Source organism: Lautropia mirabilis, from assembly GCF_900637555.1.
Lineage (GTDB): Bacteria > Pseudomonadota > Gammaproteobacteria > Burkholderiales > Burkholderiaceae_E > Lautropia > Lautropia mirabilis.
In genome coordinates, this window is the sequence record NZ_LR134378.1 from 1,845,415 (window position 1) to 1,866,601 (window position 21,187).

Annotated in this window: 19 protein-coding genes and 1 tRNA gene; 11 read left to right on the forward strand and 9 right to left on the reverse strand. The window is 65.4% G+C overall.

What is annotated here, in order from left to right; translation table 11 throughout:
- Window positions 1-54: 54 nt before the first annotated feature.
- The 4 genes from EL249_RS07505 to EL249_RS07520 all read left to right on the forward strand — a co-directional run bounded on the left by EL249_RS07505 (window position 55) and on the right by EL249_RS07520 (window position 3,618).
- On the forward strand, window positions 55-1,443 hold the full coding sequence (locus tag EL249_RS07505; protein WP_005673351.1) for a Na+/H+ antiporter NhaC family protein: 1,389 nt from the start codon (window positions 55-57) through the stop codon (window positions 1,441-1,443).
- Between the two features lie 289 nt (window positions 1,444-1,732).
- On the forward strand, window positions 1,733-2,149 hold the full coding sequence (gloA, locus tag EL249_RS07510) for a lactoylglutathione lyase (protein ID WP_040529818.1): 417 nt from the start codon (window positions 1,733-1,735) through the stop codon (window positions 2,147-2,149).
- Between the two features lie 104 nt (window positions 2,150-2,253).
- Window positions 2,254-3,048 carry a glutathione-dependent disulfide-bond oxidoreductase gene (gene yghU, locus EL249_RS07515; RefSeq protein ID WP_005673349.1) on the forward strand — a complete coding sequence of 265 codons (795 nt, stop codon included), beginning with the start codon at window positions 2,254-2,256 and terminating at the stop codon, window positions 3,046-3,048.
- A gap of 108 nt (window positions 3,049-3,156) precedes the next feature.
- Entirely contained in the window at window positions 3,157-3,618 is a 462-nt protein-coding gene (locus EL249_RS07520; RefSeq protein ID WP_005673348.1) for a methyltransferase family protein, read from the forward strand.
- 102 nt (window positions 3,619-3,720) lie between these two features.
- Here EL249_RS07520 and EL249_RS07525 read toward each other — a convergent pair whose 3' ends face one another.
- From EL249_RS07525 to EL249_RS07540, 4 genes are all read right to left on the reverse strand, one after another.
- Complete coding sequence (locus tag EL249_RS07525) at window positions 3,721-4,695, reverse strand: hypothetical protein (RefSeq protein WP_126348139.1); 975 nt, start codon at window positions 4,693-4,695, stop codon at window positions 3,721-3,723.
- Window positions 4,696-5,068: 373 nt separating this feature from the next.
- Window positions 5,069-5,977 (reverse strand): hypothetical protein, encoded by a 909-nt coding sequence (locus EL249_RS07530; protein WP_005673346.1) that lies wholly within the window; start codon window positions 5,975-5,977, stop codon window positions 5,069-5,071.
- Between the two features lie 375 nt (window positions 5,978-6,352).
- Window positions 6,353-7,393, reverse strand: a complete 1,041-nt coding sequence (locus EL249_RS07535; protein ID WP_005673345.1) for a flavodoxin — start codon at window positions 7,391-7,393, stop codon at window positions 6,353-6,355.
- Window positions 7,394-7,465: 72 nt separating this feature from the next.
- On the reverse strand, window positions 7,466-7,996 hold the full coding sequence (locus EL249_RS07540; RefSeq protein WP_005673343.1) for a flavodoxin family protein: 531 nt from the start codon (window positions 7,994-7,996) through the stop codon (window positions 7,466-7,468).
- A gap of 705 nt (window positions 7,997-8,701) precedes the next feature.
- Here EL249_RS07540 and EL249_RS07545 point away from each other — a divergent pair.
- A complete protein-coding gene (locus EL249_RS07545; protein ID WP_040529815.1) occupies window positions 8,702-9,958 on the forward strand; it encodes a ribosomal protein uL16 3-hydroxylase in 1,257 nt (418 codons plus the stop codon).
- A gap of 141 nt (window positions 9,959-10,099) precedes the next feature.
- Here EL249_RS07545 and EL249_RS07550 read toward each other — a convergent pair whose 3' ends face one another.
- The 3 genes from EL249_RS07550 to ocd form a co-directional block, all read right to left on the reverse strand.
- The gene (locus EL249_RS07550; RefSeq protein WP_005673341.1) at window positions 10,100-10,801 is read right to left on the reverse strand and encodes a VIT1/CCC1 transporter family protein; all 702 of its coding nucleotides are present in this window, start codon (window positions 10,799-10,801) and stop codon (window positions 10,100-10,102) included.
- 175 nt (window positions 10,802-10,976) lie between these two features.
- On the reverse strand, window positions 10,977-12,443 hold the full coding sequence (gene nhaC, locus EL249_RS07555) for a Na+/H+ antiporter NhaC (protein ID WP_005673340.1): 1,467 nt from the start codon (window positions 12,441-12,443) through the stop codon (window positions 10,977-10,979).
- A 205-nt stretch (window positions 12,444-12,648) separates the two neighbouring features.
- Window positions 12,649-13,698 carry an ornithine cyclodeaminase gene (gene ocd, locus EL249_RS07560; RefSeq protein WP_005673339.1) on the reverse strand — a complete coding sequence of 350 codons (1,050 nt, stop codon included), beginning with the start codon at window positions 13,696-13,698 and terminating at the stop codon, window positions 12,649-12,651.
- A gap of 429 nt (window positions 13,699-14,127) precedes the next feature.
- Between ocd and EL249_RS07565 the strand changes: the two genes are divergently transcribed.
- Window positions 14,128-14,550 (forward strand): Lrp/AsnC family transcriptional regulator, encoded by a 423-nt coding sequence (locus EL249_RS07565; RefSeq protein WP_005673338.1) that lies wholly within the window; start codon window positions 14,128-14,130, stop codon window positions 14,548-14,550.
- Between the two features lie 18 nt (window positions 14,551-14,568).
- On the opposite strand, the gene EL249_RS07570 is transcribed toward EL249_RS07565, so the two are convergent.
- The gene (locus EL249_RS07570) at window positions 14,569-15,129 is read right to left on the reverse strand and encodes a DUF924 family protein (RefSeq protein ID WP_040529812.1); all 561 of its coding nucleotides are present in this window, start codon (window positions 15,127-15,129) and stop codon (window positions 14,569-14,571) included.
- 202 nt (window positions 15,130-15,331) lie between these two features.
- Window positions 15,332-15,406, reverse strand: a tRNA-Val gene (locus tag EL249_RS07575).
- A 146-nt stretch (window positions 15,407-15,552) separates the two neighbouring features.
- Between EL249_RS07575 and gltX the strand changes: the two genes are divergently transcribed.
- Genes gltX through leuD form a run of 5 tightly spaced genes read left to right on the forward strand, consistent with a single transcriptional unit; the run spans window position 15,553 to window position 21,137 of the window.
- The gene (gltX, locus tag EL249_RS07580; RefSeq protein ID WP_005673335.1) at window positions 15,553-17,025 is read left to right on the forward strand and encodes a glutamate--tRNA ligase; all 1,473 of its coding nucleotides are present in this window, start codon (window positions 15,553-15,555) and stop codon (window positions 17,023-17,025) included.
- Window positions 17,026-17,041: 16 nt separating this feature from the next.
- A complete protein-coding gene (gene aroC, locus EL249_RS07585; RefSeq protein WP_005673333.1) occupies window positions 17,042-18,151 on the forward strand; it encodes a chorismate synthase in 1,110 nt (369 codons plus the stop codon).
- A gap of 32 nt (window positions 18,152-18,183) precedes the next feature.
- The gene (locus EL249_RS07590) at window positions 18,184-19,023 is read left to right on the forward strand and encodes a M48 family metallopeptidase (protein ID WP_050781843.1); all 840 of its coding nucleotides are present in this window, start codon (window positions 18,184-18,186) and stop codon (window positions 19,021-19,023) included.
- Window positions 19,024-19,069: 46 nt separating this feature from the next.
- Window positions 19,070-20,479: a 3-isopropylmalate dehydratase large subunit gene (leuC, locus tag EL249_RS07595; RefSeq protein ID WP_005673331.1), complete on the forward strand. Its 1,410-nt coding sequence runs from the start codon at window positions 19,070-19,072 to the stop codon at window positions 20,477-20,479.
- 4 nt (window positions 20,480-20,483) lie between these two features.
- Window positions 20,484-21,137 (forward strand): 3-isopropylmalate dehydratase small subunit, encoded by a 654-nt coding sequence (leuD, locus tag EL249_RS07600; RefSeq protein ID WP_040531134.1) that lies wholly within the window; start codon window positions 20,484-20,486, stop codon window positions 21,135-21,137.
- The last annotated feature ends 50 nt before the right edge of the window (window positions 21,138-21,187 follow it).

Sequence of the window (21,187 nt, forward strand, 5' to 3'; positions counted from 1 at the left end):
GGGCGTGGCTTCAGCCCTCCCATTCAAACATCACGGAATACAAGGGAAGACATCATGTTCAGTGCCAAACCATTGCTGGAGATGCCGCGCTGGGAGGCCGCAGCGGTGGCCGCCATCATCGTGGCACTGATGGGCTACGCGATCATCTGGCTGGAATGGGTGCCGCACATGGCCATCCTGACAGCCATGGTCAGCCTGCTCGTGTACGGGCTCTGCCGGGGCGTGCGCTACCGGGCCATGCAGGACTGGATGATCGGTGCGGTCGGGCAGGGCATGGGGGCGCTGTACCTCTTCTTCTTCATCGGGCTGCTGGTCACGGCGCTGATGATCAGCGGTGCCATCCCCACGCTGATGTATTACGGCTTCGGGCTGATCTCGCCGGGCTATTTCTATTTTTCGGCCTTTGCGCTCAGCTCGGTGATCGGCATCTCGCTGGGCAGCAGCCTGACCACCTGTGCCACGGTCGGCATGGCCTTCATGGGCATGGCACACGCCTTTCATGCCGATCTGGCCATGACGGCGGGGGCCATCGTCTCGGGGGCCTTCTTCGGCGACAAGATGTCGCCGATCTCGGACACCACGGGCATTTCCGCCTCGATCGTGGGCATCGACCTGTTCGAGCACATCCGCAACATGATGTACACCACGGTGCCCGCCTGGCTGATCAGCGCGGTGGTCTACCTGTGGCTGCTGCCGGCGGTGGCGCCGCATGATCTGAACGGCGTGGTGGCATTCCGGCACCAGCTGGAGGGCTCGGGCCTGGCGCATCTGTATTCGCTGCTGCCCTTCGCGCTTCTGCTGGGCATGGCGCTGATGAAGATCGACGCCATCGTGACGCTGATGGCCACGATCTTCCTGGCGCTGGGGCTGACCTACTTCCACAGCACGCCGAGCCTGGCCGAGCTGGGGCAGTGGTTCTTCAAGGGGCCTTCGTTCCCCGAGGCCTGGGGCGACATCGCCAAACTGCTGTCGCGCGGTGGGGTGGAGAGCATGTTCTTCACGCAGACCATCGTGATCCTGGGGCTGAGCTTCGGCGGCCTGCTGTTCGCGCTGGGGGTGATCCCGGCGCTGCTTGATGGCATCCGCAGCTTCCTGACGACGACGGGACGGGCCACATTCAGCGTGGCGGCCACGGCGGTGGGAGTGAACACGCTGATCGGCGAGCAGTATCTGAGCATCCTGCTGTCGGGCGAGACGTTCAAACCCGTCTACGAGAAGCTGCACCTCCACCCGCGCAACCTGTCGCGCACGCTGGAGGATGCGGGCACGGTGATCAATCCACTGGTGCCGTGGAGCGTGTGCGGGGTGTTCATCTTCAACGTGCTGGGGGTGCCGGTCTGGCACTATCTGCCGTACGCAATCTTCTGCTACATGAGCCTGGTGCTGACGCTGGTGTTCGGGTGGACGGGGGTGACGCTGTCGCGGGTCGAGCCGAAGAAGTGACGTGGGGCCTGTGGGGCGGGAGGCTTTTTCTGCGTCCTGTCTTGCGGAAGACGGCTTCGTTGGAGGGCGCCCCGGGACGGGGTGCCTTCCTCGGCTCATGCTGTCCGCTTCGCTTCCAGAGCGCCTGTGGAGGCACCCCGTCCCGGGGCGCTTCGGCCTGTGTAGTGAGACTCCATGCTCGAAAGGCTTTGCCTCGTTTCCTGGCTTCGGTCTGCGGCTGGGGGCGCGCCTCGTCGAAAGGGGGAGCAGGCGGCATAGAATGGGGCCTTCTTTCACGGAGGGTATTCCCATGAGACTGCTGCATACCATGCTGCGGGTCGGCGATCTGGACCGGTCCATCAAGTTCTACACCGAGGTGCTGGGCATGAGCCTGCTGCGCCAATCGGAGAACCCCGAATACAAGTACTCGCTGGCCTTCCTGGGCTACGAGGGCGGCAACCCGGCCCAGGCAGAGCTGGAGCTGACCTACAACTGGGGGACGACCGAGTACGAGATGGGGACGGCCTACGGGCACATCGCCATCGGGGTGCCGGACGCCTATGCGGCCTGTGAGAAGATCCGCGCGGCCGGCGGCAACGTGACGCGCGAGGCCGGGCCGGTGAAAGGGGGCTCGACGGTCATTGCCTTCGTGACCGATCCGGACGGCTACAAGGTGGAGCTGATCCAGCGGCCCGATGACCAGGGGACGGGGACCGGGTTGCGCTGATGCCGCCCTGGGGGCGCCCCGCTGTCTTCGGCAGGTGCCGGGGCGCTCTACAATGGGCCGGTTTTCGTCCGGAAGTTCATCGAAGCATCGAAGGAGAGCATGTCATGAGTTCATCCACCTACACGCCACCCGAGGTCTGGACCTGGGACAAGGCCAACGGCGGGAAGTATGCGTCGGTCAACCGGCCCACGGCGGGCGCGCAGTTCGAGCAGGTGCTGCCGGTGGGCGAGCGCCCCTTCCAGCTGTACTCGCGTGGCACGCCCAATGGGCAGAAGGTCACGATCATGTTCGAGGAGCTGCTGGAAGCCGGTGTGAAGGAGGCCGCCTATGATCTGTGGGCCATCGACATCGGCAAGGGTGACCAGTTCGGCAGCGGCTTCGTGGCGATCAACCCCAACTCCAAGATTCCGGCGCTGGTCGATCGCAGCGGTCCGGAGCCGGTGAACGTGTTCGAGTCCGGGGCAATCCTTGTGTACCTGGCCGAGAAGTTCGGCAAGTTCCTGCCGGCTTCGGGTGCGGCGCGGGCGCAGTGCCTGTCGTGGCTGTTCTGGCAGGTGGGCAGCGGCCCCTATCTGGGGGGCGGCTTCGGGCATTTCTACGCCTACGCACCCGAGCGGTATGAATACCCGATCAACCGCTTTGCCATGGAGACGAAGCGCCAGCTGGACCTGCTGGACAAGCTCCTGGCCGAGCGCGAGTACATCTGCGGCGCCGACTATACGGTGGCGGACATGGCCATCTGGCCCTGGTACGGCCGGCTGGTGCTGGGTGAGCTGTACGGTGCTGCGAAGTTCCTGGACGTGGCGTCGTACAAGAACGTGCAGCGCTGGACGAAGCAGCTGGCAGAGCGTCCGGGCGTCAAGCGCGGCAAGGATGCGGTGCATCAGCCGCTGAAGTGAGGCAGGGCGCGTCCGGTGATGCCGCCTGCCCAGGCAGACGGTACAGCCGGGGGAATGTCCGGGCGGCAGGTGCCACTCGGGCCTGTGCGGTGGCCGGGAAGGCAGACCATGGAAAGACTTGAGTTGCGGGTGCCCCCGCCGGTGGTGACGCTCGTGTCGGCGTTGCTGATGTGGGGGTTGCGAGGCGCGGTGCCGTCACTGGTATGGCTGGTGCCGGGCCGTGCGTGGCTGGCCGGTGTGCTGGTGGGCACGGGCATGATGCTGGGCCTGTGGGCTGTCTGGAGTTTTCGCAGGCAGCGCACCACCATCAACCCGCATCTGCCGCAGCAGACCGTGGCGCTGGTGACGGAAGGCGTCTACCGGTACACCCGCAACCCGATGTACCTGGGCATGCTGTGCTTCCTGGTGGCCTGGGCGCTGTGGCTGTCCACGCCGCTGGCGCTGCTGGGCCTGGCGCTGTATGTGGGGTACCTGAACCGTTTCCAGATCGGACCCGAGGAGCGCGTGCTCGAAGAGCGCTTTGGCACGCGCTTCACGTCCTATTGCGCCACGGTGCGGCGCTGGCTGTAGGGCATGGACCCTGCGGATGGTAGCGAGGCATGAAGGGGGCCTCGTTATCCGTACATGGGTTTCCGGAACGGCCGGCGAGGGTGTCCTGCCGGCCGTGTCGGGTCAGGGGCGGTAGCGGAAATACTGCGGGCCGTCCGACCCGTTTTGGACCAAGTAGGGGCCTATGTGGTCCAGGGTGTGCAGGTAGTTCCAGCTGTGCGGCACCTGCCAGGTGTTGCAGACAAGCCGGAAACCGTGATAGCCGATGTTCCAGCATGCACGGAACTGGTTCTGCCGTTCGCCCGGCAGCACAATCAGCTGAAGGGGGATGGCGTTATAGGGGATGGACTTCCATTCGTGCAGTACCTGGTTGAAAGGCACTACTTGGCCCTGCTTGAGTACATAGGGCTCAACGGCCTCATAGTAGACTTGCCCGCTACGCTTGAAGTTCGGGCCCCAGCTGGTTTCGGGGCGTATTTCGAAGGTGGTGAACGCGAAGGTACCCAGCGATAGCAGCGGTGTGCCATTGCGGACCCAGCGCAGCGGCTTGATGGGACCCTGGGGCAGGGTGGTCCGGATTCCCGTGCGGTAGCGACCAATCCCTTTTCCTACATCGCCCTCTGCCCGCCAGACCTGTTGAATGACCTGCAGTGTGTTTCCCTCAAGGTTCTGTCTCAGCTGAAAGGACTCACGGCTGCTGTCGTTCAGGGGCGAGCCACCGGGCATGGCCTGTGACCAGGGGATGGCAACCTGCCGGCCGTCGTCGTTGCCGGTCGAGACACTGAGTGCGTATGCCAGCACGTCGGCACGTACGCCCCAGGCGGAAATGGGGCGGATCCGGCGCAGGTCGCGGATGCTGCGAATCGTGTCGGACAGGGATTTTCTGTCTCTTGACGACGGAGCACCTGCTTGCGGATGGGTAAGCTTCTGGGCGCTGATGTCAGGCGTTGTGTCGCTGGCGGCAGGGGCTTGCGCCAGGGCGAGCGGGCTGAAGGACAGCGCCAGCAGCGGGGCCAGAATACGGTGGGACAGCAGGCGTGGCCTGTGGTTCTTCATGGTTCTCTTCCTCCAACGGTCGGCGTGACTGACGGGAGTCACGCGTAGGTGCCGGTTCTTGTTACTGCCCGGCTGCAGGTCGCCGCAGGACTCTTGACCACGAAGACAACCATTCTGCAGGCAAGCTGCAGGGCATGGATGCACTATCAGTCCGTTCGAACTTTCAAGTGTGAAGTTCGTGGATGAGAAAGTCGTGTGTCGACGTTTTTCAGTATATAGAGGGTCTGCAAAATAAGGTTATCCGTGGATGAGATAGCAACATCCGTGTTGCGCGCCATGTGACGGGCGAGTGGCTACGCGTTGCCGACCATGAAACGTCAGCCTGGTGGCCGGACGGTGAGAGGCGTGGTTCCTCGTTGGGCCGTCCGGCGGTCTCTGCAACGGCCGGGCAGGGTGTCCTGCCGGCCGCGTCAGATCAGGGCTGGTAGCGGAAATACCATAAGTCTGCGTCACCCCTGCTGCCCTCAAGCAGGTAGGGACCCACGTAACGTAGCGTGTGCATGTAGTTCCAGTTGTTCGGTACCTGCCAGGTATTGCAGACGAGGCTGCGGGTAAGGACGACGTTGATGTTGAAGCAGACGCGGAACTGGTTTTCCTGCTCTCCGTTCAACACCATCAATTGCAGGCTCTGGTAGGGGCCGGGGCCTGTCCATTGATGGAGCACCTGGTTGAAGGGCAGGACCTGGCCCTGTTTCAGTTCAAAGGCTTCTGCCGATTGCGGAGAGGCAGCGTGGCGGTTGCGGAAGTTCAGGCTGAACGAGGGCCTGTACTCGGTGATGGTGAAGGCGCTGGTGCCCAGTGATAGCAGCACCTTGCCGTTGCGTACCCAGTGGAAGGGCTTCTGCTTGCCGTTGGGCAGTGTGACGGGAACCTCGGTGCGCGTGCGCTGGAGACCCTTTCCGTCGGTGCCATCTTCCCACCAGGGTTGATAGGTGATCTGCAGCTTGCCGTTGCCCAGCTGGGTCTGCATGACCTGGTAGGGCTGACGGGGGCTGTCTTTCAGGGGCGAGCCGCCGGGCATGGCCTGGGACCAGGGGACGGCGACCTCCTTGTTGTCCTTGTTGTCGGTGGTGGCGGCCAGGGCGCTGGCCACGACATCGGCACGCACACCCTGGGCGGAGATGGGCCGAATCCGGCGCAGATCACGAATGCTGTTGACCACGTCGGACAGGGATTTGGTCTGGTGGCCAGAGGTCTGTGATGCGGCCTGGGAGGCCTGGCTGGCATCCGTGTCGACCTGGGCCATGGCGAGCTGGCTGGCCGGCAGGGCCACCAGAAGGGCCAGAACGCTGGCCGGGAGACGTCGTTGCGTGTCTTGCTTCATGGGGTTCGTTTCCTCCAACGGTCGGCGTGCTGCGCGAGTGGCAGGCACGCGAAGGTGCCGGCTTTGGTTGCTGCCCGGCTGCAGGTCGTCGCAGGATCCTTGGCCACGAAGGCATGTTCTGCGGTCTGGCCGCAGATCATGGACGCAGCTTCATTGTGTGGTGCTTCGTGAAGGCGAGGTCCATGTATTGGTAAGCGATGTGTCGATAGCTTTTTCGTTATAAATAATATTTACAGATTGCGAGTATCTGCTGCGGTGGGACAACGTCCGGGCGCAGCATGCCGGCGTCGATGCCGGAGCATCGAGGCAATGCTGCCACCCGCGTGATGTCGCTGTGGGGGCCGAGCCGAGGCTGGTCGTGGTCAGCGCGAGGGGTCAGCGCGTGCTCGGGATGCCCAGCCAGGCCTGGACCTGCTGTTCGGCTTCGGCAGCGCGGCGGCCTCGCAGGGCGTTCTGGGGCGTCTCGTTGTTCGTGTTGCCCACGAGGGAAAGGCCTGGAAGGATGGTGCTGGCGGGGCAGAGCTGGCTGATCTGCCCGAAAGCTTTGCCTTCACCCGGGCCGGCATGTGTCGTGAAGGGCACGATGGTCTTGCCGGCCAGGTCGGTCTGCGAGAGCCAGGTCTTGACCGGGGGCGGCAGTTGCGCGTCCCAGACCGGAAAGCCCAGGTAGATGAGCGGGCAGCTGGCCACGTCGGCTTCGAACTTGCCAAGCTTGGGCAGATAGTTCAGCTCGTTTTCCAGTTTCACCTGTTCCAGGGCGTTCTTGTAGTCACGCGGGTAGAGCATCAGCGGTTTCAGCTCGGCCACGTCGGCGTTCGTGTATTTCTGGATGAGCCAGGCGAGGGTTTCCGTATTGCCGCTGGGCGAGAAGCAGACGATGAGGGCCTTCTGGCCGCTGACCGAGGCGGGCAGGGGCTGGCTGGCAGCTTGCGGGGCAGGCGGGTTGACAGGGGCTGCATCAGCCTGGGGTGCCGGGGCCTGGGATGGTTGCGTGCCGGATGGCTGCTGCGCTGGTGCTGCCTCGTTGCGAGCCAGCGGCGGCAGCTGCTGCAGCGTGCGGGCGGTCGCAGCCAGGTCGATGGCGACGATGGGACTGGCTGCACCGGGGGCCGGGTCCAGCAGCCAGGCGCCAGTCGGCTGGCCCAGGCGTTCGGCGTACTGGATGAGGGCCTCTACCGATTCGGCGTCGCTCAGGTCCACCCGGGTGCTGCGTGACTTGATGCCGGCGCGGCGCAGGATCTTGGCCAGATCTTCTGCGGCACTGGCTGGACGGGATGCGTCGTCGCTGCTGTCTTCCGAGGTGGCGTGGCTGGCAACCTGCAGGTCGGCCAGGACCAGTTGTCTGTCAGTGCCCAGGGCGCGGGCGACGGTTTCGGTGGCGGGGCCGATGCCGATCAGGGTGAGGACTTCTTTCATCGTGGTATGCCTGGGGACAGGGCGGGAGGATCCGGGAAGGAAGGGCAGGAAAATGCGGGAAGGTGGTAGAGATCAGCCGGGCGTTCCGGCGGAGGCCGTCACGGTATCGGCCCAGGCCTGAAGCTGCCGTTCGGCCTCGGCCAGCTGCTCTTCTTCCAGCGGGTAGAGCACACCATCTTCTTCGACACCACCCATCAGGGCCAGCGGGGGCAGCAGTCGGGCATCGGGGCAGAGCGTGCGCAGGGTGTCGAAGGCCTGGCCGGGGCCGGGACCGCTGTGGGTGCAGAAGGGGGCAACGGTGTGGCCGGCGAGTGCGTGTTCGCCCAGCCAGCTTTCCACGGCCGCCGGCAGCTGGTTGGTCCAGATGGGAAAGCCCAGAAAGACCAGATCGTAGTTGGACAGGTTGACCTGGTCGGGTTCCAGCGGCTCGGGGCCGTCCTCGTCATCGTCCAGTCCCAGCAGGTAGTCGGCCGGGCGTTCCAGGGCCATCAGCGTGGCGCCGGTGTGCTTCTGCAGCAACCGGGCGACCGTTTCGGTGTTGCCGGTGAACGAGAAGTAGACGATGAGGGTGCGGGCAGGCAGGAAGGTGGACGATGCCGTCATCGTGGTGTGGTCCGGGCGTGGAGCGGGAAAGGGACCCTAATGATAGCCGTGCCGTGGGACCGTGGCCGGGAAACGGGCCTTCGCGGGCCGGGCGGATAGCGCAGGAAATGGCCGCGGGGCGCGGTGGCTCTGAACACCGCGCCCCGCTCGTCGGTCGAGTGAGAGTCTGATAAGGAACCGACGGTCTCCAGCTCTTTCTGATTGTGGACCGGAGCTCCCAGCCGCCACGGCGGTTCCGGCCCCGGCATCAGCGGCCCGCCTGTCAGCGGTGCCATCCGTGCCGGTCGTTCCTCGGAAGGCATGTTTGCCGGGGCCTTCGTTGGACCTGGACGTCAGCGTATCAGCCCTGAACGCAGCAGGTGGTATCCATGGGGTTGATGATTCGTTGTGTTGATATGTCGAAAATCATGGGTTTATGGGGGGCTTTTATGTAATGCGTCGTATATCCGCCGGCTTTTGCGCAGATCGTGGTGTGGATATCGCCGGATTCCTGAATCGGACATGAGGTCGGCGGCGTGATCCGGGGCAGCTTCGCACTGTGTATTTACAAATCCGGATGCCGATGTGCTCGAAAACACCGGGAGGAACAAGGGGCGAGGATGAGTTGCCGGGCCGGAAAGGTCATTGGCCGGAGGGGACCCTGGCCCTCATGTCTGCCGGTAGAATGAAATGTTTCCGATGGTTTCTGCAAAGGATGATTCTGCGATGACCCAATCTTCGACGCCGGCACTGCCGCCGCTGGAAATCGATGCGGCCGAAGGGCCTTTCCCTCTGGGCATGCCGCCCGAGCGCTTCCTGCGTGACTATTGGCAGAAGCGGCCGGTGCTGATTCGCAGGGCGTTTCCCGATTTCAAGTCGCCCATCCTTCCGGAGGATCTGGCGGGGCTGTCGTGCGAGGAGGGGTCGCTGGGACGGCTGGTGAGCCATGATCCGGCCACCGACAAGTGGACGCTGCGCACCGGGCCGTTTGACGAGGCCGAGTTTCCCGGCATGCCGGACCACGATTGGACGCTGCTGGTGCAGGACGTGGACAAGTGGGATGCTGACGTGCGGGCGCTGCTGGAGCATTTCCGCTTCCTGCCGGCCTGGCGGATGGACGACGTGATGGTGAGCTTTGCCGCCCGGGGTGGCAATGTGGGCGCGCATATCGACAACTACGATGTGTTCCTGGTGCAGGGAGTGGGTCAGCGGCGCTGGATGATCGACAGCCGCCCGAATCCGGACACCACTTACCGGGATGACGTACCGCTGCGGCTGCTGAAGCATTTCGATCCGGACTGCGACTGGGTGCTGGATCCGGGCGACATGCTGTACCTGCCACCAGGGGTGCCGCACCACGGCGTGGCGGTGAACGCCTGCCTGACGATCTCGGTGGGCTTTCGGGCGCCCTCCAGTGCCGAGCTGCTGGAGGACTATATTGATGTGCTGACCTTCGATGCTGACGAGTCGCTGCGCTACGGCGATGCCGACGTGCAGCTGCCGGCCGATGCCTACGAGATCGACCGGCCGGCGCTGGACCGGGCCTGGACGGCAATGCAGGCGCTGAAGATGGACGATCCCGAGCGCTTTGCCGAGTGGTTCGGTCGCTTCATTTCCAGCTATCGGGTGGCGGTGGGGCAGTCACCGTCGGCCGAGACGGCCAGTTCCCTGTCGGTGGCCGAGAGCGTGGCTGAAGGCGTGGTGTGGGAGCGGCATCCGTATTCACGCATGGCATGGCGGCGCACGGCGGCGGGCAAGGCCCAGATCTTTGCCAATGGACGGGACTGGGCCTGCGAGTTGCCGGACGACGCAGCACGCATCTGCGCGGCGAACCAGATCGATGCCCGCACCCTGGGGGCGCTTTCGCCTGCCGGGCGTGCCCTGGTGCAGCAGCTGGCTGAGGCTGGCCACTATGCGCCGATGGATGAGGATGGGGCGTACGAGGTCGAGGACGACGGCCTGTACGAGGACGACGACGAGTGAGTCCGGTGGGGCTGGCCGTCGCATGAGTCCCTATCGGGCAGACCAGCCTATCGACGTGTCAGCCTGACGGGAAAGACCGGCCCCTGGCAAGACGCGCCCCCGGTTGCCCACGGGGGATGCCGAGGGTCCGGGCGCTTCGGATCAGAGGAAGACGCTGCCGGCCATGTCGCCGACCAGGTAGGTGGCCAGCAGGGCAATGACGCCCCAGCCGACCAGTCGGGCAACGGCGCGGCCGACCGGGGCGCCGCCCAGGCGCGCCGATAGCCAGCCCAGGCCGGCCAGTCCGGCCAGGGTGCTGCTGGCCAGGGCGGGCAGCATCACGTAGACAGGCAGGACGACGACGACCAGCACCGGCAGGATGGCGCCACAGATGAAGGCCAGCGCTGAGGCCCAGGCGGCCTGCAGGGGGTTGGTGTCGATGGTCTCGCTCAGGCCGATCTCGTCGCGGGCGTGAGCCTGAAGGTCGTCGTGTCGGGTGAGCGCTTCGGCCACCTGACGGGCCAGGGCGTGGTCCAGACCCCGGCTTTCGTAGATGCTGGTCAGCTCGCGCAGCTCGGCTTCGGGGTTGCGGTCCAGTTCCTGACGTTCCTTGGCCAGGTCGGCTCGTTCGGTATCGGACTGGCTGGAGACTGAAACGTATTCGCCGGCCGACATGGAGACGGCGCCCGCCACCAGGGCGGCAATGCCCGAGAGCACGAGGGTGCGGCCGTCGGTGCCACCGGCCACCAGGCCCATGAGCAGGCTGGCGGTGGAGATCAGCCCGTCGTTGGCCCCCAGGACCCCGGCGCGAAGCCAGTTGTTGCGGCTGCTGTAGTGGCGTTCGGGGTGGATGCTTCGGGACATGGCGACAGGGCAAAGAGAGGTTGGGGAAGGCGGTGTCCGGTGGGGCGCACGGGGGAGGATCTGCCCGGGGATGCGGGCCTGGAGCCCGCATCCGGCAGGGAACGTGCGGGGCGCACCGGGTGCCCCAGTCTAACGGCTATCGAAGTTGCCGTGTCGGCCTTGCCCCTGGCTTTGCTCAGGCCGTGGTGCCGGCTTGCTGTGTGCCGTCGCGTTCGCGGCGCTCTTCGCGCTCCACTTCAGCCTCTTCCTCGGGGCTCATGCGCTGCACGCCGATGCCCAGGAAGGCCATGATGATGGCCAGGATGGGAATGGAATAGTTGAGGACCGCGTAGGGACCATACTCGAAGGCGGTGACGCCCAGCATGGAGGACGCGAACACGCCACAGGTGTTCCAGGGAACCAGGACCGAGGTGACGGTACCGCCGTCTTCCAGGGCGCGCGACAGGTTCTTGGACTTCAGCCGCATCCGGCGGAAGGCCTCGACGTACATCCGGCCCGGCAGCAGGATGGAGATGTACTGTTCGGACGTGGTGGCGTTGGTGAGGATGGCCGAGGCGATGGTGGCGGTAATCAGCCCTGCGGCGTTGTGTGCCATCTGCAGGATCTTCTCGACCAGGGCGCGCAGCATGCCGGTCTTTTCCATCACGCCGCCGAAGGTCATGGCCACGATGGTGAGCGAGACGGTGCCCATCATGGCGTCGATGCCGCCACGGTTGAAGAGCTCATCGACCATGGCGTTGCCGCTTTCCAGCTTGAAGCCTTCCTGCAGCGTCTTGACGGCCATGTCGATGTGGCCGCCCTGCACCCAGACGTGGCACCCCCAGCCCATGAGGATGCCGGCAGCCAGGGCAGGCAGGGCTGGCACCTTGCGGGCGATCAGCACGATGACGACGACGGGGACCAGCAGCAGCCAGGGGGTGATGACGAAGCTCTTGTCGAGCACGCCGAGCACTTCGTTGATCTTGGCGGCGTCCAGGTGGGCGCCCTGGAACTGCATGCCCATCACGTAGTAGGCCACCAGTGCGATGACGAGGCCCGGCACCGTCGTGTAGAACATGTGCCGGATGTGGTCGAACAGGTCGGTGCCGGTGATGCCGGCAGCCAGGTTGGTGGTGTCGGAGAGCGGCGACATCTTGTCACCGAAGTAGGCGCCCGAGATGACGGCGCCCGCCACCATCGGGGCCGGGATGTCGATGCTGTGGCCGATGCCCATGGCCGCCACGCCGATGGTGCCCATGGTGGCCCACGAGCTGCCGATGGCCAGCGTCACGATGCAGCAGATCGAGCAGATCGTGAACAGGAACATCGACGGCGAGAGCAGTTCGAGCCCGTAGTAGACCATCGTGGCGACGATGCCGCCCCCGATCCAGCTGCCGATGGTCAGACCGATCATGATGATGATGAGGATGGCGGGCAGCGCCATCTTGATGCCGGCGTAGCAGGCCTCCTCGATGAAGTTCCAGGTGTAGCCGAAGCGGGAGGCGATGAAGGCGGCAGTGGCCGTGCCGATGAGCAGCGGAACGTGCGGGCTGGCCTTGAGCACGATGACGCAGATGCCCATGATGATGATCATCACCAGCATGGGGATCACGGCGTAGCGAAAGGGAATGGGTGTCTCGTTGATGGTCTGGTTATGGCTCATGGCCGTGCGTCCTTATGTCATGAGGATCATGATCAAGCGGGCCAGAGAATACCGCAGTATTTGGCCGGACTGTCCACTTTCCCCGGGGTTTTTCGGGGTATGGGCAGAGGGCGCCCCGGCATGACGATGCGGGGGGCCGTGCACGGGGCGGCCGGCGCCGCCCCCTCTGTCTGGGCGGGGTGGGGCATGGCCCACCCCGGGATGATCACGCCACGCGGCGCATCTGGGCACGGCCACGGCCGCCGCGCACGAAACGGAACAGGTTCTTCGGATCGTCACCGTCCGGCACCAGTTCAATGTCGACGCCGACGTCGCGCAGCAGGGCCTGCTGGTAGACATAGCGCAGGGTGGAATAGTCTTCCAGCGCGAAGCCCACCGAGTCGAAGATGGTGATCTGATCCTTGTCCTGGCGACCTTCCTCGGTGCCGGCCAGCACCTTCCACAGGTCCACGACCGGGAAGTCGGCGGGCAGTTGCTGGATGTCGCCCTCGACGCGGCTCTGCGGCTCGTATTCAACGAAGACGCGGCCGGCGCGCAGCACGTCGGCGTGCAGCTCGGTCTTGCCGGGGCAGTCGCCGCCCACACCGTTGATGTGCATGCCGGGCTCCAGCATGTCGGGAGTGATGATGGTGGCGTAGGCCTTGTCGGCGGTGACGGTGGTGACGATATCGGCGCCCTTGACGGCTTCGGCGGTCGAGCTGGCGCGGATGATCTTGAGGCCGCTGTACTCGGCCAGGTTCCGGATCAGCTTCTCGGTGGCGTCAGGATCCACGTCATAGACGGCGATCTCCTCGATGCCCAGCTGCGTGTGGAAGGCCAGCGCCTGGAACTCGCTCTGGGCGCCATTGCCGATCAGCGCCATGCGCTTCGAGTCCGGACGGGCCAGGGCGCGGGCTGCCATCAGCGAGGTTGCACAGGTGCGCAGCGCGGTGGCCACGGTCAGCTCCGACAACAGCACCGGATAGCCGGTGTCCACGTCGGCCAGCACGCCGAAGGCCATGACGGTGTACATGCCGCGCTGGGTGTTGCTGGGATGGCCGTTGACGTACTTGAAGGCGTAGCGTTCGGCGTTGGAGACGGGCATCAGCTCGATCACGCCGATGTCGGAGTGGTTGGCCACGCGTGCGGACTTGTCGAACTCGGGCCAGTGCATGAAGTCGTCGCGGATGGTGTCGGCCAGCTCGCCGATGAAGCGGGGCACGCCGATGTCGTAAACCAGTTTCGACATCGTGGGTACGTCGATGAAGCGGGTCATGGCAATTTCCTTCTAGGGTGCGGTCGGATTCTGATAGGCCGGCGCGCAGTCGTGGAACGGAGCGTTATGGGAGGGGCGGCTCAGGGAGGCGTCCGCCCCTCTGGAACTTTGGGGGTTTTCGGAACAGATCCTCTTGGCGGAACCCCGGAACCCCGGAACGCCGTGATTGTTGCCGCGAGAGCTGCCATATTGAAGAAACTTATCTGTCACAATCGGCATGTATCAAGTCATTTTGATATATATGGATAGGCATAATGCCAATGCTGCAGCGCACATTCAGGGTTATCCCGATGGGGTGCTGAGGTCGGAAAGTCGCGCCAGCATCGCGGGAAAAAGGCAGAATTCCGAAAGCGACCATGTCGGCGGTTTTGCCGTGTCGCGCGTTGTAACGAGTGTGGGAAACAGGCGGGTAACCGCCGGGAATACAGGATGAACGACCTGGACAGGCAGCTGATTGCGCTGCTGCGCGAGAATGCGCGGATGCCGGTGGTGGCGCTGGCCAAGAAGCTGCGGGTGGCACGCGCCACCGTGCAGAACCGGATCGCCCGGCTGGAGCAGGAAGGGGTGATCGTGGGTTACACGCTGCGCCTGAAGCCCGAGGAGGAAGTGCACCAGATCCGGGCCATCATGAGCCTGGCGGTGGAAAGCAACCGCGAGGAGGCGGTGATGCGCCAGCTGCGTGGCCACGTCAGCGTGGTCACGCTGCATTCGGTCAACGGCCGCTGGGACCTGGTGGCCGAGCTGCGGCTCGACACGCTGGAAGCTTTCGATCGGCTGATCAGCACGATCCGGGCCATTCCCGGCGTGCAGGCCACCGAGACCAGCATCGTGCTGGCCACCTACAAGATGTAGGTGCAGGGGCCGGGGCGCTCAGAACGCGCTGCCGGGCTCCTGCAGGAAGGCCTGTTCCTCGGTGCTGGAGGGGCGGCCCAATGCGGCGTTGCGGTGCGGGTAACGGCCGAAGCGGTCGATGATCCGCTTGTGGGCGTGGGCAAAGCGGATGTTGCCTGTCAGCCCGCTGGCCTCGAAGAGACGGACGGATTCCACCTGCACGCGCGCCGATTCGCTGTGCATGTAGGGCATGTAGAGGAAGGCCCGCTGCGCGGGTTCGAGCGCCAGGTCGGCTCCCAGGTGGACGGCTTCCTGGGCCAGGACCAGCGCCATGCCGTCCTGGGCGAAGGCGCGCGGGTCGTTTCGGTACAGGTTGCGCGAGAACTGGTCCAGCACGATGACTTCAGCCAGCCGGCCCGACGGGGAGGTGCGCCAGGACCACAGCTCGCCGGCGGCGGCCTGGGCATGCAGCGCCAGGAAGCGCTCTCGGATGGTGGCATCGAAGGCCGGATCCTTGCTGAAATGCTGTTTCGGCGAGGCTTCCTTGAACCAGAAGTGCAGGACGGTGTCCGAAGCGGGCAGGGCGGCGGGTGTCGTCATGTCGTGCAAGGGGGCGGGCGCGTGGAGGCGGGTGGCGTTGCGTGTGCCGACGGGGTGGCACCAATGGTGTGCCAGTGTCGCAGCCGTCCCGGCGGCCGGTTACGGGATGGATGCCGGGCGGAAACCGGGAAAGCCAGCGGGAAAGCCAGGCCAGAAATGAAAAAAGCAGCCAGGGCGTGAGCCAAGGCTGCTTTTTTGAATCTGGTGGGCGATACTGGGTTCGAACCAGTGACCCCTGCCGTGTGAAGGCAGTGCTCTACCGCTGAGCTAACCGCCCGGAAGGAAAGGTGTCTTGCGAAGCACCGCATCCGGTAAGCCGGCAGTATAACCGGAAATTCGGTTTGGTCAAAGCGAAGATGTAACAGGCGTGAATTGTTCTACCATCGGCCCCATTCTTCTTCGGCTTTTCATCACTGTCCTTCCATGACTGCCAACGCTTCGTCTGCTGCTTCTTCCGCACCTGCCACCTCTGCCCGCGTGCCGGGCCGGGTGCGCACCCGCTTTGCCCCCAGTCCCACGGGCTTTCTGCATATCGGGGGCGTGCGCACGGCGCTCTATGCCTGGGCCTTTGCCAAGCATCATGGCGGCGACTATGTGTTGCGTATTGAAGACACGGACGTGGAGCGTTCCACGCCCGAGGCCGTGGCCGCCATTCTGGAAGGGCTGGACTGGCTGGGGCTGGATGCCGACGAGGGGCCGTTCTACCAGATGCAGCGGATGGACCGCTATCGCCAGCTGCTGGACGAGATGCTGGCCGATGGCCGTGCCTACTACTGCTATGCCACGCCCGAGGAGCTGGAGGCCATGCGCGAGGCGCAGCGGGCCCGGGGCGAGAAGCCGCGCTATGACGGTCGCTGGCGTCCCGAGAACGCGGCCGGCAAGCAGCCACCGGCGGACGTGAAGCCGGTGGTGCGCTTCCGCAATCCGGATGACGGCGTGGTGGTGTGGGATGACATGGTCAAGGGGCGCATCGCCATCGGCAATGCCGAGCTGGACGACCTGGTGATTGCCCGATCGGACGGTACGCCCACCTACAACTTCTGCGTGGTGGTCGATGACCTGGACATGGGCATCACGCACGTGATCCGCGGTGACGACCACGTCAACAACACGCCGCGGCAGATCAACATCCTGCGGGCGCTGGGTGCCGAGCCCCCCATCTACGGGCATCTGCCGATGATCAACGGGCCGGACGGGCAGAAGCTCTCCAAGCGGCACGGCGCGGTGTCGGTGCTGCAGTACCAGGAGGATGGCTACCTGCCGGATGCCATCATCAACTACCTGGCGCGGCTGGGCTGGAGCCACGGCGACGACGAGATCTTCTCGCGCGAGCAGCTGGTGCAGTGGTTCGACGGCACGCACCTGTCGGTGTCGCCGGCGCAGCTGGATTTCGACAAGTTCCGTTGGGTGAACCACCACTACCTGAAGGCGCTGCCCGATGCCGAGCTGGCGGCCGAGGTGGGGCGTCGCCTGGAGGCGCGGGGCATCCCGGCCACGCTGGGTGGTCAACCGGTGTCGGCCGAGGCGCTGGCGGCGATGTGTGCGCTGCTGAAGGACCGTTCGCCCACCTGGGTGGCGCTTACTGACTGGGTGGCGCTCTTCTTTGCGCCGTCCGCGCCGGAGGCCGAGGCACTGGCAGCACGACTGACCGAGCCGGTACGGGCTGCCGTGGCGGACTTCCTGGCCGGCCTGCCGGCGGCAGCTGGCGACAAGGACGCCATCGGTGCGCTGATGAAGACGGTGCTGAAGACGCACGGGCTGAAGATGCCCCAGCTGGCGGTGCCGCTGCGGCTGATGGTCTTCGGCGTGGAGCAGACGCCCTCGGTGGACGCCATGCTAGCGCTGCTGCCGGCGGCCGAGATCGAGGCGCGGGTGCGGACGCATCTGGCGGGCTGAGAACGGGAGCACAGGCATGGCAGGCAACACACTGGGGCGGCTGTTTGCCGTCACCACCTTTGGCGAATCGCACGGGCCGGCCATCGGCTGCGTGATCGACGGCTGCCCACCGGGCATGGCGCTGGACGTGGCCGACATCCAGCCCGAGCTGGATCGGCGGCGGCCCGGCACCTCGCGTCACGTCACGCAGCGCCAGGAGCCCGATGCGGTGGAGATCCTGTCCGGTGTGTTCGAGGGACGTACCACCGGCACGCCCATCGCACTCGTCATCCGCAACCAGGATGCGCGTAGCCGAGACTATGGCAATCTGGCCGAGACCTTCCGGCCCGGTCATGCCGACTACACCTACTTCCAGAAGTACGGCCTGCGCGACCACCGTGGGGGTGGGCGCTCGTCGGCCCGGCTGACGGCGCCGCTGGTGGCGGCCGGTGCGGTGGCCCGCAAGTGGCTGGCCGAGCACCACGGCATCCGGATCCGTGGCTATCTGTCGCAGCTGGGCGAGATTGTCGTGCCGTTCCGTCGCTGGGAGGACGTGGGCCAGAACCCGTTCTTCGTGGCCGATCAGGACAAGGTGCCGGCGCTGGAGGCGTACATGGACCAGCTGCGCCGCGACGGTGATTCGTGCGGGGCGCGTGTGGAGGTCGAGGCCAGCGGCGTGCCGGTGGGCTGGGGCGCGCCGCTCTATGATCGGCTGGATGCCGACATTGCCTACGCGATGATGGCCATCAACGCCGTCAAGGGCGTGGAGATCGGCGCAGGCTTTGGGGCGGTGGCCCAGCGCGGTTCGCAGCATGGTGACGAACTCACGCCCGAAGGCTTCATCGGCAACGAGGCAGGCGGCATCCTGGGTGGCATCAGCACCGGGCAGGACATTCGCGTGTCGCTGGCCATCAAGCCCACGTCCAGCATCCGCATCGAGCGCCGCTCGATCGACCGTGAGGGCAAGCCGGTGATGATGCAGACGCTGGGCCGACACGATCCCTGCGTGGGCATCCGCGCCACGCCCATCGTCGAGGCGGTGTTGGCGCTGGTGCTCATCGATCACTGCCTGCTGCATCGTGCGCAGTGCGGTGATGTAGATTCCGGTCTGGCGCCGATTCCGGCGTCGGCCCATCCCACGCAATGAGGATCTGCTTCCCCATGGATTCATCCCGGACGATGAAGAGAAAAGGTCTGACCCGTGCCGGCCGGTTTGCGCTGGCCGCCTTGAGCGGCAGCCTGCTGCTGACGGCCTGTACTTCCGTGCATACCACCAGCGAAGGTGCCATTGGCCTGAAACGGCGGCAGATGATGTCGCCGCTGGTCTCGGAGGCGCAGCTGGACCAGAGTGCGCAGGTGGCCTATGCCGAGGTGCTGCAGAAGGCGAAGTCGGACGGTGGCCTCAACACCGACCCGGCCATGACCGCCCGGGTGCGGGCGGTGGCGGGGCGCATCATCCCGCAGGTGGGAGCGTTCCGGCAGGATGCGCTGAAGTGGCAGTGGCAGGTCAACGTCATCAAGTCCGACGAGCTCAACGCCTGGTGCATGCCGGGCGGCAAGATCGCGTTCTACAGCGGCATCATCCAGCAGCTCAACCTGACTGATGATGAAATCGCGGCCATCATGGGGCACGAGATTGCCCATGCGCTGCGCGAGCATGCCCGTGAACGGGCCTCGGAGCAGGCCACGGCCGGCCTGCTGATCAATGCCGGTGCAGCCGGCTTCGGGCTGGGCAGCAGTGGCGCGGATCTGGGGCGTCTGGCCTATCAGACCACCTTCGGGCTGAAGCACAGTCGCCAGCACGAGACCGAGGCCGACCGCATCGGCGTGGAGCTGGCGGCACGGGCTGGCTACGACCCGCGCGCGGCCATCACGCTGTGGCAGAAGATGGCGGCCCGCAGCGGGGGCAAGAGCCAGCCCGAGTTCCTGTCCACGCACCCGTCTGCCAGCACGCGCATCAAGGATCTGCAGGACTATTCGGCCCGGGTGCTGCCGCTGTATCAGGGGCAGGGACGCTGACTTTCCCGGATGCCGAAGTTGTCGGCCTGCGTGGCATAATCGCGGGATGCTTAATACTGCCCGTACCCTTTACGACAAGTTGTGGGACGCTCATGTCGTCCGTCAGGAACCCGATGGCAGCAGCCTGCTGTACATCGACCGTCACCTGCTGCATGAGGTCACCAGTCCGCAGGCCTTCGAGGGCCTGCAGCAGGCACACCGCGCGCCGTGGCGCCTGAATGCCAACCTGGCGGTGGTGGACCACAACGTGCCCACCACCGGCCGTAAGGAAGGCATTGCCGATCCGGTGGCCCGTCTGCAGGTCGAGACGCTGGGTGACAACGCCCGCAAGTATGGTCTGACCTACTTCGACATCGACGACCGCCGCCAGGGCATCGTGCACGTCATCGGGCCCGAGCAGGGTGCCACGCTGCCGGGCATGACGGTGGTCTGTGGCGACTCGCACACCAGCACGCACGGGGCGTTCGCCGCGCTGGCCCATGGCATCGGCACGTCCGAGGTCGAGCATGTGCTGGCCACGCAGACGCTGGTGGCACGCAAGTCGCGCAACATGCTGGTGCAGGTCGACGGCCGGTTGCCGGCCGGTGTCACGCCCAAGGACGTGGCGCTGGGCATCATTGGCCGCATCGGCACCGCTGGCGGCACGGGCTATGCCATCGAATTCGGCGGGTCGGTTTTCCGTGAAATGTCCATGGAAGGCCGGATGACGGTCTGCAACATGGCCATCGAGGCAGGCGCGCGCAGTGGTCTGGTCGCCTTTGACGACATCACGATGAACTACCTGCGTGATCGTCCCATGTCGCCGCGCGGTGCCGACTGGGACAAGGCCGTGAGCTACTGGCGCACGCTGCGCAGCGACGAGGGGGCACGCTTTGACCGCGTGGTGCAGATCGACGCTTCCGAGCTGCGCCCCTACGTCACCTGGGGCACGTCGCCCGAGATGGTGGTGTCGGTGGAGGATCGGGTGCCCGATCCGGACCGCGAGAAGGATGCCGTCAAGCGCGAGGGCATGGAGCGGGCGCTGCGTTACATGGGTCTGACACCCAACACGCCCATGACGGCCATCAAGATCGACAAGGTGTTCATCGGTTCGTGCACCAACTCGCGCATCGAGGATCTGCGCGCGGCGGCTGCCGTGGTCCGGGGGCGCCGTCGCGCCGACAACGTGAAGCTGGCCATGGTGGTGCCGGGCTCGGGTCTGGTGAAGGCGCAGGCCGAGGCCGAGGGCCTGGACCGGATCTTCCGCGAGGCAGGCTTCGAGTGGCGCGATCCGGGCTGTTCGATGTGTCTGGCCATGAACGCCGACCGGCTGGAGCCGGGCGAGCGATGTGCGTCGACCTCGAACCGCAACTTCGAGGGTCGGCAGGGTGCGGGTGGTCGTACCCACCTGGTGAGCCCCGCCATGGCGGCGGCGGCCGGGGTGTTCGGTCATTTCGTGGATGTTCGGAGGCTGTGACGACATGAAGGTATTCAATGTGCACCGTGGCAAGGTCGTGCCGCTCGACCGGGCCAACGTCGACACCGACGCCATCATCCCGAAGCAGTTTCTGAAGTCCATCAAGCGCTCGGGCTTCGGTCCGAACCTGTTTGACGAATGGCGCTATCTGGACGTGGGCGAGCCCGGCAAGGACAACAGCAAGCGTCCGCTGAACCCGGATTTCGTGCTGAACCAGCCGCGCTATGCGGGCGCTTCAATCCTGGTGGCACGCGAGAACTTCGGCTGCGGCTCGTCGCGCGAGCACGCGCCGTGGGCGCTGGATGACTACGGCTTCCGCTGCATCATCGCGCCCAGCTTCGCCGACATCTTCTACAACAACTGCTTCAAGAACGGGTTGCTGCCGCTGCGGATGACCGAGTCCCAGGTGTCGCGCATCTTCGACGACGTGAAGGCCTTCGTCGGCTACGAGCTGATCATTGATCTGCCCGAGCAGGTGGTGCGCACCACGCAGGGCGAGGTGATCGGCTCCTTCGAGATCGACGCCTTCCGCAAGAACAACCTGCTCAACGGGCTGGACGAGATCGGGCTGACGCTGCAGCACGCCGACGACATCCGGGCCTACGAGGAGCGGCGTTTCCGGGCCGAGCCCTGGCTGCAGGCCAGCCTGGGGCATTGACGGCGCAGGCGTCATCATCCATCCGGATGCCGGGGCAGGCTGCCCCGGTG